Genomic DNA, 15,502 nt, shown 5'->3' with positions numbered 1-15,502 from the left:
CATATTATTACTCTTATTTTCAACCACTTAACGAAAAATAGAAGATCGGCAGCGCAATTGCTAGTATCTCAATAGCTATAAAAACCAATCTTCGATAAACCCAAAACAATAGTTTCGCCATGCTTAATTTAAGAAAACACGTGATAATCCTGAGCCTTTTCACACTGTTCACCTCTGGAAGGATAATCGCCCAGGAAGTTGTATCCGTTGATCATTTCGATAAAGTTATCATTAGTCCTCACGTACAGGTTGTCTTCATAAAAGGTGACAAGGAAAGTGTTACTATCGAGAACAGCACGGTGAGCCGTCAAAAAGTGAATATCGAGTCGAAGGGCAATACTTTACGAGTCTATCTGGAAGGTGCTAAAGAGATAACCGGTAATGAAAAAACAGAAGAAAATGGTCGTAAAATAAAAAAGAGTATCTACACCGGAACAGTTTTAACCGTTTCGATTTCTTACAAAACCCTGCAGGAATTATCTTTAAGAGGAGAAGAAACTATCCGCTTGCAAAGTAAACTAGAACAGGATAGCTTCCATTTACTAATCTACGGCGAAGCAAGAGTATCCTTTGACGATGTTCAGTTAAAAAAACTAGGTACAACGATCTACGGCGAGAGTAGGCTGGAGATTAAGTCCGGAAACATTATAGATCAGAGGTTTACCGCTTATGGGGAAAGTAAGATAAATACGCTCGCCGTAACGGGTAAAACAGCGAAAGCAACACTCTATGGTGAATCAGAATTGGAATTAAATGTATCTGATGTAATCAGGGTTACCGCTTTCGGAGAGGCCAAAATAGGTTACAAGGGAAATCCGGAAATCAAGAAAGGTATCGTTATCGGTAAAGCTAAAATCTACCAGATTAATCATTAAAGGAACCAACTCGCATTAAAAAGCAATGGCCGGAAATTCGATCCAGCCATTGTTAAAATACTTAAGCTAAAGCTTTTCTTACTGCAGGGGCCACTTGAGTCCCGAATAATTCAATAGCTTTCATCATATCGGCATGTGAAGGATCGCCGACATCCATATGTCCGATAAAACGCGTTATCCCAAATAACTCATGCATGTATAAGATTTTTTCAGTCACCTCTTCCGGTGATCCAATAAACAATGCCCCTTCTTTCGACCTTCCGCCATCATATTGTGCTTTGCTATATGGAGGCCAGCCTCTGCTCGAGCCTATTCTGTTCATCTGTGAAGCATAATTTGAATAATATTGATCTATAGCAGTACTTTCCTCACTCATAAATGTATGTGAATGAATACCGATCTGCATTTGGCTAACATCATGACCATTCTTAATATATTCAGCTTTATAGAATTCAATCAACGGCTGAAACTGTTTTGGCATTCCCCCTATAATAGCAACGATTAACGGCAACCCTAATCTGGCAGCACGCAAAACCGATTCAGGTGTACCACCGACCGCAATCCATACAGGCAGTTTCCCCCCATTTGTAGCTCTTGGAAATACAGACTGATTAACCAGTGGTGCCCTTAATTTTCCAGACCAGTTCACCACTTCATTATTATTAATATTTAACAGCAGGTCCAGTTTTTCTTCAAACAGCTGGTCATAATCTTTAAGGTCATACCCAAATAACGGAAACGACTCGATAAAGCTACCACGCCCAACAGCAATTTCGGCACGTCCGCCCGAAATCAAATCTATGGTAGAAAAGTCCTGATATACTTTTACAGGCTCGGCTGAACTTAATACTGTTACAGTACTCGTTAGTTTTATATTTTTTGTGATACTTGCAGCAGCGGCCAAAACGATTTCCGGAGAAGAGACAGCGTAGTCAGGGCGGTGGTGTTCGCCCAAACCAAATACGTCCAGTCCGATTTCATCAGCCAGTTTAATCTGCTCCAGAATTTCATGAAGTTTAACTCCTGCCTGACGGGGTTTTCCAGTTTGAGGATCAAATGATAAGTCGCCAAACATTCCAATTCCTAGTTCCATAATTCTCCTTATTTTTTATTTATTCAAAAATAAGAAACTATAACCAGTCCGGCCTTGATGTAGGTTAAGATCGTTTAAGGAGTCTTCCTAATCTGGTTTATCAGCGGCATACGGGATTTCAAATTTGAAATGGCAACCTTTCCCTGCTTCACTTTCCACACTGATACTTCCTTTCTGAATCTGTATCAGTTGCTGGCAGATATACAAACCCAGACCAGTGCCAGGTTTTCCTGCGGACCGGTTGGCCTGATAATATCGTGTAAATAATTTAGCTTGCTGCTCTTTTGGAATTCCTATCCCTGTGTCAATTATGCTAACTGTCAATAATTCTGTATCGCTATGCGAGCCGATCGTTACTTTTACCGTTACTCCCCCCTGATCTGTATATTTGACCGCGTTATTAAGCAGGTTAATCATAATCTGCTTCAATCTAAAGGGATCCCCTTTTACGGTAATCTCCTGGTCTCCCGTAAACTCCGCCTGCAGTTTAATATGTTTTCTTTCTGCAGAAAAACTCATTGCGGCTATCGTTTCTTTAATTTCCACGCAAGGCTGAAAGGATACAATATGTAGTGCACCTGCTTTCTGGTTATCAATTTTACTGACGTCCAGAATGTCATTAACGGTTTCCATCAGCATATTGGAAGACAGATTTATCGAATTAAGCTTTTTCTTCTGATCTTCCGTCATTTCAGACCGGTTCAGCAGATAAATGATGCCTGTAATCGCGGTCAAAGGATTTCTGATCTCATGACTCATAATGGCCAGCATTTCTGATTTTTGTTCTGCTAATGCAACTGCACGTTCATTTTCAAGCAGGTAGTTGTCCTCTGCTTCACCTGCCTTCCGGATGTAGATAATCAAGAGCACAATAAAAATTAATACCATCAGAACAGCGACCCCAGTAAAAGTGTTCATATCTTCAGTCGCTGACTGGTATTGGTTTAGCATCTCGGCACGGGTTTGCTCCCATTCAGTCAGATGAATATCTTTCAACTGCTGTACTAACTCGTGCAATCCGATTACCAGACTTAAATTTGTAGAAATAAGTTGCTGATTAGATTTTGCCAGACGGCTATTCTCTTCATTTAACCTCCTCAGTAGCCCACCCTGTGAACTGTAATCTTTGTGTGCCAGCGTTCGGCTGATAGAATCCCGGATTTCCTTTTCGCGGTTAACAGTCACTACTTTCACCGACTGGCCACCCTCCTGTTTATTTGCAATAGCGTCTTGTAAGCGCTTAAATAAACCCTTTTTACCAGGCTCCCCATTAATGATCCTTACAGATGTATCTGCCTTTGATACTGTACCTTTAATACTTCGTCTAATTTGATATTTACCAAGTATATCATTTGACGAAGAACCAGAGATCTTCTGAATTGTTGTAATTTTAAGCAAAGAGTCAAAATTGTGTTTAAGACCAAAAACCTGGTTGGAAAGCTCGAGTTTCTGCTCAAATGATTCTCCAATCCTATCTTTGCTTTTAGCGAGTACATGACCGCTGTCCAGATCGTATTTTTTTAAAATAGCTTCTATCTGAATAAAGATATTGCTAACCTTAGTCTTATAATTTTCGAGTTTTTCGTTTTCTCCGGATAAAATAGCTTGCTGAAAATCACTTTCGGCACCATTCAGATCCAGCAGAATATTGCTGATTTCCTGCCCTGGTGCATGTTCTCTTAATTTATCGCTGAGTATGTGCAGCTTTTGAAAAATAGAATGCCGAAGTAATAATGAGCCTGCTGCCATTAGAAATGTAAACGCTAAAAAAAGTATAAATACTTTACGCAGATTATTGGAGGTTTCCCCTGGCTTATGGGTGAGGATATTTTTCATGGAGTTGTTCCGGAAAAGAATAAAGAGTCCAAATTTACCAATTAATCTTAGTTATAATAGCGCATCATTTTAGTTTAACCCGGCCGCATGGCATAATCTGAACTCATGATTACAAAAATCCTTATTTATAATACAAAATTTTATATTTGAAACAAACATATACATCATCCGCTTATGTACGGTATAGAAAATCTTTCTGCTTTTATATTAACGGCTATAATTGTTGTAATCAGTCCTGGAGTAGATACCATCATGGTGTTAACCAGAAGTATTTCTAAAGGTAAAACAGCAGGTTTATATTCTGCCGTTGGAGTTAGTATGGGTTTATTGGTGCATACATCTGCCGCTACTTTCGGTCTGTCACTTGTCCTGGCAAAGTCTGCATTTGCTTACAGTTTTATCAAATATCTCGGCGCGGCGTATTTAATTTATATCGGATATAAATCCATTACCGCAAAACCGGCCCCAACTGAACTTGTGGTAACTACAAAATCAGGAAGTAATTTTAAGATGTTTTACACCGCCTTTCTCAGTGATGTGTTAAACCCTAAAATTGCCATTTTCTTCCTTGCATTCCTCCCTCAATTCGTAAACCACGCAGCCATAAACAGCCCGGCTCCCTATTTTATCCTGGGTACAATAATCCTGCTGATTACGCTGATCTGGTGCACCTTGCTTGCACTGCTGGGTAGTAAGGTCGCGGTACTTTTCAACAGACATAAAAGAGCCGAAGAGATCATGAATAAAACATCTGGTTTTATTTTCATTCTACTTGGTATAAAAGTCGCTCTCACAGAAAAATAAGTCTCTTACAACTTCCAGCCGCCACCTAATGCTTTATAAAGACAAACTACTGCATTTAAAGCTGTAGTTTGTCACTCACTCCGCTTAGTTGTGCGACAAGTAAACTCTATAATCAGATTAAATCTCGAATACCAGTCTCTTGCTGGCAGCAACCTCTTTGTAAAAATCGGTTTCTACGTCTGCCAGCCTGGCGCTTACCGTGTCGATTTTCAACTTACCCGCGGCTGCGAGCGCGTAAACATCCGGAAGTACAACAGAGAACAATTGCCGGAGTGCGTCTGCCGGAAGACTGCCGACATTTTATCCTTGATAAAAAGAGCTTCTGGTAAACAAACAGTCTTTTTAAAATGGTTTTTCCCATTCTTTTGCGGAATATGGGTGAATTGGAACCTCTATAGTTTTAAATGAAAGTGTAAATTCTTTTAAAATAGCCTCATCAAACAAGCTTGTATCCATCCTTATTTAGTTGCCAGTATTTTCTTACTAAGCGCATTTACTTCTTTCAGCAGCAGTGGAAAAGCCGGTTGAGCCATTCCACCATGATCGAATCCCTGCAGTTCAAAAAGTCTCGTTGAATGATGCCCTGCTAGTTTCATCATTCTGTTCAGGTATGCATTCTCTTCGTATCTCCCAAGCAATTCCATCTCCCTGTCTCCTGTAATGAGCAGCATAGGTGGTGCGTTTTCCCTTACGTGGAATAAAGGAGCATATTTATCAATTACCGGCTGTGTATCTTTTATACCGGCTTCCTGTCTGACTGTGAAATGTGTAATTGCCTGTCCGCTGAACGGAATAAGCCCGGCAATGCTATTTGCATCAATCTGGTACTTATTTAAATACTGCTTGTCCAGGGTAATCATCATTCCCAAATAACCACCTGCAGAATGACCGGAAATAAAGATTAGTTTTTTATTTCCTCCATAACTTTCAATATTTTTATAAACCCAGGCGACCGCTGCCGCAGCATCCCGAATATAAGCGGGTGCTTTAGCTTTAGGCGATAACCGGTATCCAACACCGATCACGGCAACACCTTTATCTTTTAATTCCTGCGGGATTTCTTTCTTCCCTCCAGTAATTCCTCCTCCATGAAACCAAACAATTGTCGCGAAATTCTTTACGCCTTTTGGATAATAAACATCTAATTTGCACTGCGCATTGAGGTAAGAATCGTCACCAGATTCTGCCTTATTATAATAAGAAATGTCCTGCAAAGGTAAAACGGCAGTCTGTCCGTAACTCTTCGTCCCTCCAAGAAAAAGGCAGAATAAGAGTGAAAAACTGAACAGGATTCTTTTGATAAAAACAATAGTCGGCTTCATAATTTTAAGAATAGGTATCTGGTAAATTTAGGAATTAATCAATGCTGAAGATATTCAATTTTAGAATAATGCCCGCTTATCAGTGAAATATACCCCCTGGTCAAGAAAAATCTTATCCGATAAGTCTAAATCTTTCTTTTGCATCAAAAGAAAATGTAAATGAAAAATACAGAAAGACAGACCTACCTGGATTGGTTAAGAATTTTATCTATTGCGGGCGTACTATTTTTTCACTCAGCAATGCCTTTTGTTGCCGAAGATGGATGGCACCTTAAAAATGCGGAAACCAGTAATTTATTAATGGAGTCTAACTTTTTCCTGCATCTGTTCCGTATGCCCCTGCTATTCTTTATTTCAGGAACGGTAAGCTATTATATGATGCAAAAACGTTCTGCAGTAACGTTTATAGGTCTCCGGTTTCGCAGACTTTTCATTCCGCTTCTAGCCGGAATGTTTATAATTGTTCCCCCACAGATCTATATGGAAAGACTCGCTAGCGGATATCAGGGCAATTTCTGGAGCTGGTATCCTGATGTTTTTAACTTCATACTGTATCCTAAAGGCAGTTTCAGCTGGCATCATCTGTGGTTTATAGCTTATCTCTTTATTTACGACATCATGCTTGCACCTCTTTTTTCCTGGATGAGTGCCGGCAAAAGTGAAACCTTTAAAAATTTACTGGAATCATTAACCAGAGGTAAGAGGGTTTACTTACTAATAATTCCAGGTGTGATCTGGTATGCCCTTTTCAGCAGGAAATATCCGGAAACCAACGACCTGATAAATGACGGCGGTTATTTTATCTATTGGATCTTTTTCCTGCTGGCTGGGTTTATCTGTGTTGTGCAACCAAAATTAATGGATAGCCTGGAAAGAAACCGACGTTTTGCACTAACTACAGGCTTTTTAGCAATCATGTTCCTTAATTATCTTAGATGGAATAAAATAGAACCGGGCAATCAGGACTGGCCTTTTACCAGCCACCTGTATGTGTACCTCTTTGATGCCATCAAACCAATCGTCGCGTGGGGTTGGGTACTCGCACTCGTCGGTTATGGCAAACACTATTTAAATCGTAAAGCCTCAGCACTCAATTACATGAATCAGGCCGCATATCCCTTTTATATTCTGCATCAAACTGTCATTGTTATTCTGGTTTATTACTTAATTCCATTACAACACGAAAGTATTTTATCTAAATATATTTATACTTTAGGGTTCACATTTTTTATTACCCTGCTTACTTATCATTTACTGATCCGTCCTTTTGCATTAACGCATCTGCTATTCGGCATGAAGCCGAAAACCCCAATCAGTAATCAACCGGCACCAGATGAATACATTCCGTAAATATATTTCCCCGGCTTTCTACGGACTACTCATTTACTTCACCATAAGATTGCTGCATGACCTGGCTGTCGACGAACAGTTTTGGAAACGGGACTGGATGTTAAATTTGCTGGAAATGGCCTGTAGTGTACTCGTTGGCTATTTATGCGTATATACCTTCGAAAAACTCTTCCGTTTTTACGATCTTACCAGCGCATTACAAAGTAATTATCAGGGCGTATTAAAGGAACTGGCTTTGTTGGTCATCGCGAATTTAATTGTTGTAAGCACCGTATTTATTCCAATGTGTGCATTGACCGATGATGGGCTATCCTGGGGAGATCTTGCTGACCTCACTATCATACCGACACTTTATGCGCTGATTTATTACGGCATTGCGCGCAGTAGGCTTTGGCTTAAAGCTTATGTCGGTAATCGGTTACTATTGGAAAAAATAACTAATCAGCAACTGGAAACTGAACTTAAATTTCTAAAAGCACAGTATCATCCTCACTTCCTTTTTAACGCGTTAAACACAGTTTATTTTCAAATGGATGAGGATTTACCGGGCGCAAAAAAGAGTATTGAAAAATTCTCAGAGTTATTACGCTATCAGCTTTACGATCAGCAGCAAAAAGTTCCTGTTTTTAAAGAGATAGCTTATCTTAAAAGTTATATAGATCTTCAAAAGATCCGTAGTAGTGAACGGCTTATACTGGAGCTGTTTTTCGACGAAAAGCTGAGTGATCAGCTGGTCTATCCTTTGCTTTTTTTACCACTGGTCGAAAATGCGTTTAAATTTATCGGTGGGGCCTATAAAATGAGTGTGAATGCCAGTATAGATCAAAAATGGATAATTTTCAGTGTACAAAATTCCATACCACTAATCACTAACGGACATTTAAAGTCTGGTGGTATTGGCCTGGAAAATTTAAAACGACGACTGGACCTGCTCTACGGAGAACGGCATGAACTGACACTTAAAAAAGAGGCGGACAGTTTTAAAGCCACTATAAAAATTGACTATGAATAACCCGATCAGTTGTATTATAACAGATGATGAACCTTATGCCCGTAAAGGATTACAAGGGTATATCGAAAAAATAGATTTTCTTGAACTCAGAGGTTCATGTGAAGATGCGATTGAACTCAGTGATTTATTGAGCCACCAACCAGTAGATCTCCTTTTTCTGGATATACAGATGCCCTTTATCTCTGGAATTGAGTTTCTGGAAACTGTGCAAAACCCGCCGAAAGTTATATTCACAACCGCATTTGAACAGTATGCCATTCAAGGGTTCGAACTGGAAGTAATAGACTATCTGCTTAAGCCAATTTCCTACGACCGGTTCATTAAAGCCGCCTGGAAGGCCAGAAATTATTTTGAGCTCAAACAATGTAAAGATCAGCTGCCCTATCTGTTCGTAAAAACAAACGGTCGGTTAGAGAAAATCGTTTTTGATGACATTCTGTTTATTGAAGGCATGGAAAATTATGTAGCAATTTATTGCCGGGATAAAAAAATAATTACGTTAAGTACGATTAAAGCGCTGTTGGAGAAACTACCTGTAAAACGTTTTATACAAACGCACAAATCCTACATCGCAAGCATAAATAATATAGATTCCATCGAGGGTAATATCATATCCATTCAGAAATATCGGGTGCCGATCAGTAAATACTTACGTAAATCGGTGCTGGAATCAATTTCCAGGTGACAAATTATGAAGGTTGAGAAATTGTAATCTGGATGTAGTCATTTTAAAATTTAATCCTCTAACCGAACTATTCACTGATATTTATTGTGTTATAAATAATGAACTGTTTTTTTATTACGGTTTTTATTAACACTAAATCACTATAAAATGGAATACAGACAATTAGGAGCATCTGGTTTATTTGTTCCGGTACTAAGTTTTGGGACGGGGACATTTGGAGGAAGTAATGAGTTCTTCAAAGCATGGGGACAGACGCAGGTAGCAGAAGCGACCCGATTAATAGATACATGTTTAGCGCATGGCGTAAATCTGTTCGATACCGCCGATATCTATTCAGACGGTTTAGCTGAAGAGGTATTAGGAAAAGCCATTGCCGGCAAGCAAAGGGATAAAATATTACTATCCAGCAAAAGCACATTTACTTTTGGAGAAGCTCCAAATAACCAGGGTTCTTCCAGATTTCATATACTCAGACAGATTGAAGGCAGTTTAAAAAGATTAGGTACCGATTATCTGGATATCTACCATATGCACGGATTCGACGGTAATACGCCCGTAGAAGAAACACTCCGCACCCTGGACGATTTAATTCAGAGCGGGAAAGTACGTTATATCGCTGCTTCGAATTTCTCGGGCTGGCATTTAATGAAGTCGTTGGGTATCGCAGAGAAATATGGCTGGAACAAGTACGTAGGACACCAGGTCTATTATTCCCTAAGCAACCGGGAATACGAATGGGAACTGATGCCATTGGGTCTGGATCAGAATGTAGGTTCTCTAATCTGGAGTCCTTTAGCCGGAGGCCGTCTTGGTGGAAAATTCAGCCGGAAAAAGGATTGGCCAAGCACAGGCCGTGTAATAGAGGGTGGAAGCCCGGTACCAGAGACAACTTTGGAGAAAGAGCATCTGTTTAAAATTACAGATATCTTAGAAGAACTGTCAGAAGAAACAGGAAAATCCATATCTCAGATTTCGCTCAATTGGTTACTGCAGAGACCTACCGTTTCGAGTATAATTGTCGGTGCACGTAACGAAGCGCAATTAATTGAAAATCTTGGCGCCACTGGTTGGAACTTAACCACAGATCAGATTAAACGTCTGGATAAAGCAAGTGAAGTCGAGCCCGTTTATCCATACTGGCATCAGCGTTTAAATCTGAAATTAAATCCAATTCCAGAATTTTATAAATAAAGATTACGTACAATAAACCACCAAAAGAGTCATCGCTTTTTTGGTGGTTTTATATCATTAATCACCCAGTCACTAGTCGGCTACGACCTTATACTCAGGATCTTCAAGAATATTCACTTCGATCACGTCACCTGCGTTTTTTAGCAGTTTAATACAGTCCTCACTCAGATGATGAAGATGAAGGCTTTTACCCGCTTTATGGTAACGCTCTGTCAATTTATTCAGCGCATCAATTCCAGACATATCGGCAACCCTGCTATCTTTAAAGTCTATAATTACCACCCGCGGATCGTTCATAATGTCAAATTTGTCATTAAACGCCGCAACGGATCCAAAAAACAACGGACCATAAATCTCATAGTGTTTGGCACCAGTTTCATCCATATATTTCTTTGCCCGGATCCGTTTAGCACTTTCCCATGCAAAAACAAGTGCAGAAATTATAACCCCTATCAATACAGCCAAGGCAAGATTATGCAATAAAACGGTAATTACTGCAACCAGTATCCCTACAAATACGTCCTGTCTGGGCATCCTGTTAAAGATCTTAAGACTTACCCATTCAAAAGTCCCGAACGCCACCATAATCATTACACCGGTTAGCGCTGCCATAGGAACCCGTCCGATCACAGGCGCGCCAAACAAAATAATCAACAATATCGTCAATGAAGCGACAATTCCAGAAAGCCTGGCCCTTGCACCTGCAGAAAGATTAACCAGCGTTTGCGCAATCATCGGACAACCGCCCATACCAAAGAAAAAACCATTGAGAATGTTTGCGCTCCCCTGCGCGATACATTCCTTATTTCCATTACCCTTGGTCGCTGTAATTTCATCCACAAGGTTGAGGGTAAGCAAGCCTTCTGTTAAACCAACTGCGGCCATAATTAAAGCATAGGGAAATATAACCTGAAGCGTTTCCAGATTTAACGGAATATTCGGGATATGAAACGGTGGAAAACCACCACTTACTGAGGCGATGTCACTGACAGTTTTGGTTTGGATACCAAAAATAAGCACAATAAAAAAGACGACTACGATAGCAACAAGAGAAGGTGGAACTGCCTTCGTGAACCTAGGCAGGAATATAACAATCGCAATAGTTAATGCAACCAGACTCCCCATTATGAGAAGAGGCATACCTGTCAGCCAGACTTCCGTCCCACCGGAAATGGTTTTGAATTGCTTAAGCTGTGCCATGAATATGATTATGGCTAAACCATTTACAAAACCATACATAACCGGTTGAGGAACAAGCCTGATAAATTTGGCAAGCTTGAAGAGCCCGATCATAATCTGGATTACACCCGCCAGCGCCACCGCCGCGAAAACGAACTCAATTCCGTGAGAGTTCATCAAGGCTATTAAAACAACCACCACTGCACCCGCCCCACCGGAAATCAAGCCGGGGCGCCCGCCAAAAACCGAAGTGACTAAACCCATTATAAACGCAGCATACAAACCAGCCAGTGGTGGAAATCCTGCTAAAATTGCAAAAGATAAAGATTCCGGCATCATGGTCATCGCCACAGTCAGGCCAGCTAAAATTTCGGTTTTATAATTAACTTTTTGCGAAAAGTCGAAAAAACGAATACGTGAAGACATATCGAAGAAAAATGTAAATAAAAGAGACAAGTAGAATTACCTGATCAGGAATAAGATCAGTATGGATGGATTCAAAAACGGATCAGTGCTTTGTCACAGGGTTATATGAAACTTTATCTAATTTTCTCATTGCGATTGGTGCAAAAATAGAAAAAATTGACATTAAGTTCTAATTTTGAGCTATGAGGCTGATACTATTTCTGTTATTAATAATGACAACCCATTTCAGTCTGCCTGCAATGGCGCAACTGAAAACAGCCGATGATGCGGAAATGAAGAAACGCTATCTGAGCGCCAAAAATCAGTTCCAAACTTTTGAGCGTGAACATGGGAATTTTAGTCAGACAAACAATGTCAATATGCATTACCTGAGCTGGGGAGATCGTGAAAAACCATGCCTGATCTGGGTTCATGGCAGTATGAATAATGGATATGAGCTCTTGAATATCGCTGACAGTCTTGTAAAGGCTGGTTTTTATGTGATCGCAATAGATTACTACGGACATGGACAAACTGCAATCCCAAAACATGAGGTATCGCTTTACCACGTCGCTGATGATATCAGATTCTTACTCGACAAGCTTAATATACCAAAAGCATTTATAGGCGGCTTTTCCAGAGGCGGGTATATTGCGACTGCCTTTTATGATGCTTATCCTGAAAAAGTTGAAGGATTAATTCTTGAGGATGGAGGTTCTGTGCCTTTCAGCAACTATTATCATAAACTTGGAACCGAAGCTTTAACGCAAAAAGCCACCGAATTTGACCTGACAGAAAAAATGCCTTGGGACACCACTTATACCTCTGAATTTGATGCCTACAAAGCCTTGTATGAACCTGATGAAAATGGAAATCAATTCGCCATTCTAGCATTGCTTCGTATGGATTCTGCAAAAAAATGGTCTGTTATTTACGATAAAATGATGCCTCTTTTTAACATGGCAAGCAGCAAACAATTTCTTGACCTAATTTTAAGGCCATTCTCCGTCCCCTTATTTGCGAGATCAATTGTAACAATGGATCCTGGGGCCATCTTCAGAAACCTAAATGTTCCCCTACTCCTGCTCGATCCGGTTAGCGAAAATGATCCCATGCCTTTTGAAAAAGAGAATCAGGCTTTACACCAAAAACATTCGCGGTTGATAGAATACATTATCTACCAAAACACAACACATAATATTCATTATCAGCATCCGGAGCGCTTTACTAAAGACTTAATCCGGTTTATGAAGCGAATTCATCCCAGCTCAGTTTTGCAAGTTCAGCAATAATCTGGTCTGATGCTTTCTCATCTAATGCGGTCATAGATACAAATATGGCAATAGCGAAATGAGTTCCATCTGGCAGCGTTATAATGCCAATATCGTTGGTCGCTGCAATAATTCCGGCTTCATTCTGACCGGAATAGCCTGTTTTGTGTGCAACCTCTGTTCCTGTGGGTAGTTTTCCCTTGAGCTTTCCTGTACCTGTAGTTGTTCCTGCCATAATTTTCATCAGAAAATCATTTGTCGGTTGTTTAAGTAACTGACCCATGTAGAAACGTTTCAACAGCTGCGTAGCAGCATTTGCGGTCGTCCAGTTTTTAAATTGCAATTGATCGTCAGCGTGCATCTGTTCTTCTGTAGATCTTATTTCTACATCTTTGATACCCAGACTATGGATATATTTATTTACTATTTCCGGGCCACCCAGGAGTCTGAATAAAATGTCACAGCCATTATTATCACTTTGAGCGACAGTATAGAACAAGATTTCCGATAGCGGTAATTTTATATTACCCCCTGGATACTTATCTCTTAGGGGGCTCCAGGTATTTGGTAGCAGATCCTTTTTTTTAACCAGGATCTTCTGATCAAGTGTGAACTTATTTTGATCCACCTGCTTTAGTACCGCCAGGGCAAGATGAAATTTATAAACACTTTGCATAGGCAGATGTTTCTCTCCGTTTACAGAAAGTGTGTCTCCTGTTTTCAGGTTTATAATTGAAAAACCAATAGCGGCTGGTTTAGATTTCACCAACTCCTCTGCTTTTTGCCGTAAAACGTTATGCTGTGCAAAACCAGAGTTGGCAATGGACATAAACAGTGCACAGAAAGCCATTTTTTTAAAAAACATCATATTCTTAGGTCTCATCCACCTTTATCGATGGCTTGATAGCAAAAATACATATCAGAATAGAGTTAGTAGATATCTGCAGCAGATTTAATTCATAAACCTGCTGCAGATAAGCAATTTATTTCATCACGCCTGTTGCTTTCAGCATCAGGTTATGCAAATCTGTATTTTTAATAAAAGGTTTTAATTGCTCGCTGCCAGGCCCCAACATCGCTAGTTCTACAAAATCTGCCGAATGGTTCATAGAGCCGAAAGACACAGATGTATGTTTAGATTGTAGCTCTCCATATAATTTGAAAGGCAGTTTTTTAGGGTTATACAAACCGGTGTCGTCCAGTTTAAGGTAGTGAGATAGAATTTCTGTAGCCTGAGCCTTCGTGAACACCAATTTCTGCGCGGCTTCAATTCTGTCGATAACCTGGACCGGAGAATCATTTTTAGTAATTCCCTTTAATACCCATTCGTTGGTTTGCTTGAAAGACATAAACCGGTCAAAATTAGCATTGACATCGCCTTCAGCACTGAACAAACCAGGATTTGCATTCCCATGATCAGTAGTAATGATCACTAATGTGTTTTTATCCCTGTTCGCAAATTCAACAGCAACTCCAACAGCCTCATCAAAAGCGAGCTGATCGGATATTAATGCTCCAGCATCATTAGCATGTGCTGCCCAGTCAACTTTTCCGCCTTCTACCTGTAACACAAAGCCGTTTTTCTTGCCGTCCATCAGCTGAATTGCAGTTTTGGTCATTTCAGCGAGAGAAGGCGTCTGCGCGGTCAATTCAGAACTACTGTTTCTGTCAAGTGCATAAGGCAGGCCATCTTCATAAAAAACACCCAAAACCGGTCTGGTCTCTTTTGAATCTTGAGCCTGAAGTTCTTTTCTATTACGGAGCACCGAATATCCTCGTTCTTTAAAAGCTTTAAAAAGATCTTTTTTATCTTTTCTTTTTGCACCATCAAAAAATTCTTCTCCGCCACCCAGCATCACATCAAAACGTAAATCAAGATATTGCAATGCAATTCCATCCTGGTCACTTCTGGCATCGCTATTTACACAAAAACCTGCAGGTGTGGCATGGGTAATAGGAACAGAAGTTACGCAGCCTACTGCTTTTCCTGCGTCTTTAAATTTCTGCAAAATAGGTTTATGAAAAGTACCATCCGGCCCGACGTTGATGGCGCCATTGTTAACCCGCACTCCTCCACCCCACGCAGAACTTGCCGCAGCAGAATCTGTTACTAACGCATCTGCAGATGCAGTATCCATTAGTGCTCTAACTGCCTTTTGCTGCTCATATAATGAAATCCAGTTTGTTACCTTACCAAATTTACGTTGCGCAAAGAGATTGGCCAGTGTTAACGTCCCGATACTCATTCCGTCACTAACCAGAAATATAATGTTCTTAGCCGTTCCGCTTGCTGAACCGGCCAAGTCTGTTCCGGCTGAAAAGCCGTATAAAGGGGCCAGCAATGAACCCGCCGCGACAAGGGTACTGTTCTTAAAAAAATCTCTTCTTTTCATTTATTTTAGTTTACCTGAATTCCGTCTTGATTAGTTTTGCCCGCCAATAATGGCTTGCGGGCAAAACTAAGGTCGGCGCGGTAAAC

13 protein-coding genes are annotated in these 15,502 nt (G+C 40.3%); 7 read left to right on the top strand and 6 right to left on the bottom strand.

Translation table 11 applies throughout. The annotated features are described in order from the left end of the window. Nucleotides 1-119: 119 nt before the first annotated feature. On the top strand, nucleotides 120-875 hold the full coding sequence (locus BLR53_RS19030) for a head GIN domain-containing protein (protein ID WP_074591801.1): 756 nt from the start codon (nucleotides 120-122) through the stop codon (nucleotides 873-875). 61 nt (nucleotides 876-936) lie between these two features. On the opposite strand, the gene BLR53_RS19025 is transcribed toward BLR53_RS19030, so the two are convergent. Together BLR53_RS19025 and BLR53_RS19020 are read right to left on the bottom strand one after the other, a co-directional pair. Continuing rightward, nucleotides 937-1,968, bottom strand: a complete 1,032-nt coding sequence (locus tag BLR53_RS19025; RefSeq protein ID WP_037444269.1) for an LLM class flavin-dependent oxidoreductase — start codon at nucleotides 1,966-1,968, stop codon at nucleotides 937-939. A gap of 87 nt (nucleotides 1,969-2,055) precedes the next feature. Next, the gene (locus BLR53_RS19020) at nucleotides 2,056-3,804 is read right to left on the bottom strand and encodes a sensor histidine kinase (RefSeq protein WP_051760219.1); all 1,749 of its coding nucleotides are present in this window, start codon (nucleotides 3,802-3,804) and stop codon (nucleotides 2,056-2,058) included. Between the two features lie 174 nt (nucleotides 3,805-3,978). Between BLR53_RS19020 and BLR53_RS19015 the strand changes: the two genes are divergently transcribed. Continuing rightward, nucleotides 3,979-4,608 carry a LysE family translocator gene (locus BLR53_RS19015; RefSeq protein WP_037444272.1) on the top strand — a complete coding sequence of 210 codons (630 nt, stop codon included), beginning with the start codon at nucleotides 3,979-3,981 and terminating at the stop codon, nucleotides 4,606-4,608. 458 nt (nucleotides 4,609-5,066) lie between these two features. Here BLR53_RS19015 and BLR53_RS19010 read toward each other — a convergent pair whose 3' ends face one another. Then, complete coding sequence (locus tag BLR53_RS19010) at nucleotides 5,067-5,930, bottom strand: alpha/beta hydrolase (RefSeq protein WP_083332142.1); 864 nt, start codon at nucleotides 5,928-5,930, stop codon at nucleotides 5,067-5,069. A 159-nt stretch (nucleotides 5,931-6,089) separates the two neighbouring features. Between BLR53_RS19010 and BLR53_RS19005 the strand changes: the two genes are divergently transcribed. The 4 genes from BLR53_RS19005 (at nucleotide 6,090) to BLR53_RS18990 (ending at nucleotide 10,168) form a co-directional block, all read left to right on the top strand. Beyond that, nucleotides 6,090-7,280 (top strand): acyltransferase family protein, encoded by a 1,191-nt coding sequence (locus tag BLR53_RS19005; RefSeq protein ID WP_074591800.1) that lies wholly within the window; start codon nucleotides 6,090-6,092, stop codon nucleotides 7,278-7,280. Beyond that, complete coding sequence (locus BLR53_RS19000; protein ID WP_074591799.1) at nucleotides 7,264-8,292, top strand: sensor histidine kinase; 1,029 nt, start codon at nucleotides 7,264-7,266, stop codon at nucleotides 8,290-8,292. The genes BLR53_RS19005 and BLR53_RS19000 overlap by 17 nt, the downstream gene beginning before the upstream one ends. Beyond that, entirely contained in the window at nucleotides 8,285-8,977 is a 693-nt protein-coding gene (locus BLR53_RS18995; RefSeq protein WP_074591798.1) for a LytR/AlgR family response regulator transcription factor, read from the top strand. Before BLR53_RS19000 ends, BLR53_RS18995 begins: the two co-directional genes overlap by 8 nt. 147 nt (nucleotides 8,978-9,124) lie before the next feature. Next, nucleotides 9,125-10,168, top strand: a complete 1,044-nt coding sequence (locus BLR53_RS18990) for an aldo/keto reductase (protein WP_037444281.1) — start codon at nucleotides 9,125-9,127, stop codon at nucleotides 10,166-10,168. A 72-nt stretch (nucleotides 10,169-10,240) separates the two neighbouring features. Here the strand turns inward: BLR53_RS18990 and BLR53_RS18985 are convergent, their stop codons facing one another. Then, nucleotides 10,241-11,773, bottom strand: a complete 1,533-nt coding sequence (locus BLR53_RS18985) for a SulP family inorganic anion transporter (RefSeq protein ID WP_074591797.1) — start codon at nucleotides 11,771-11,773, stop codon at nucleotides 10,241-10,243. A gap of 182 nt (nucleotides 11,774-11,955) precedes the next feature. Here BLR53_RS18985 and BLR53_RS18980 point away from each other — a divergent pair, with 182 nt between their 5' ends. Further along, on the top strand, nucleotides 11,956-13,044 hold the full coding sequence (locus BLR53_RS18980) for an alpha/beta fold hydrolase (RefSeq protein ID WP_074591796.1): 1,089 nt from the start codon (nucleotides 11,956-11,958) through the stop codon (nucleotides 13,042-13,044). Here BLR53_RS18980 and bla read toward each other — a convergent pair. Together bla and BLR53_RS18970 are read right to left on the bottom strand one after the other, a co-directional pair. After that, a complete protein-coding gene (bla, locus tag BLR53_RS18975; RefSeq protein ID WP_074591813.1) occupies nucleotides 12,998-13,891 on the bottom strand; it encodes a class A beta-lactamase, subclass A2 in 894 nt (297 codons plus the stop codon). The genes BLR53_RS18980 and bla overlap by 47 nt on opposite strands. 115 nt (nucleotides 13,892-14,006) lie before the next feature. After that, nucleotides 14,007-15,416: an alkaline phosphatase gene (locus BLR53_RS18970; RefSeq protein ID WP_037444287.1), complete on the bottom strand. Its 1,410-nt coding sequence runs from the start codon at nucleotides 15,414-15,416 to the stop codon at nucleotides 14,007-14,009. Between the last annotated feature and the right edge of the window lie 86 nt (nucleotides 15,417-15,502).

The sequence above is a fragment of the Pedobacter antarcticus genome (genome assembly GCF_900103515.1).
In the GTDB taxonomy this organism is placed as follows: Bacteria; Bacteroidota; Bacteroidia; order Sphingobacteriales; family Sphingobacteriaceae; genus Pedobacter; species Pedobacter antarcticus.
This window is presented reverse-complemented; position numbering and strand designations above follow the sequence as displayed.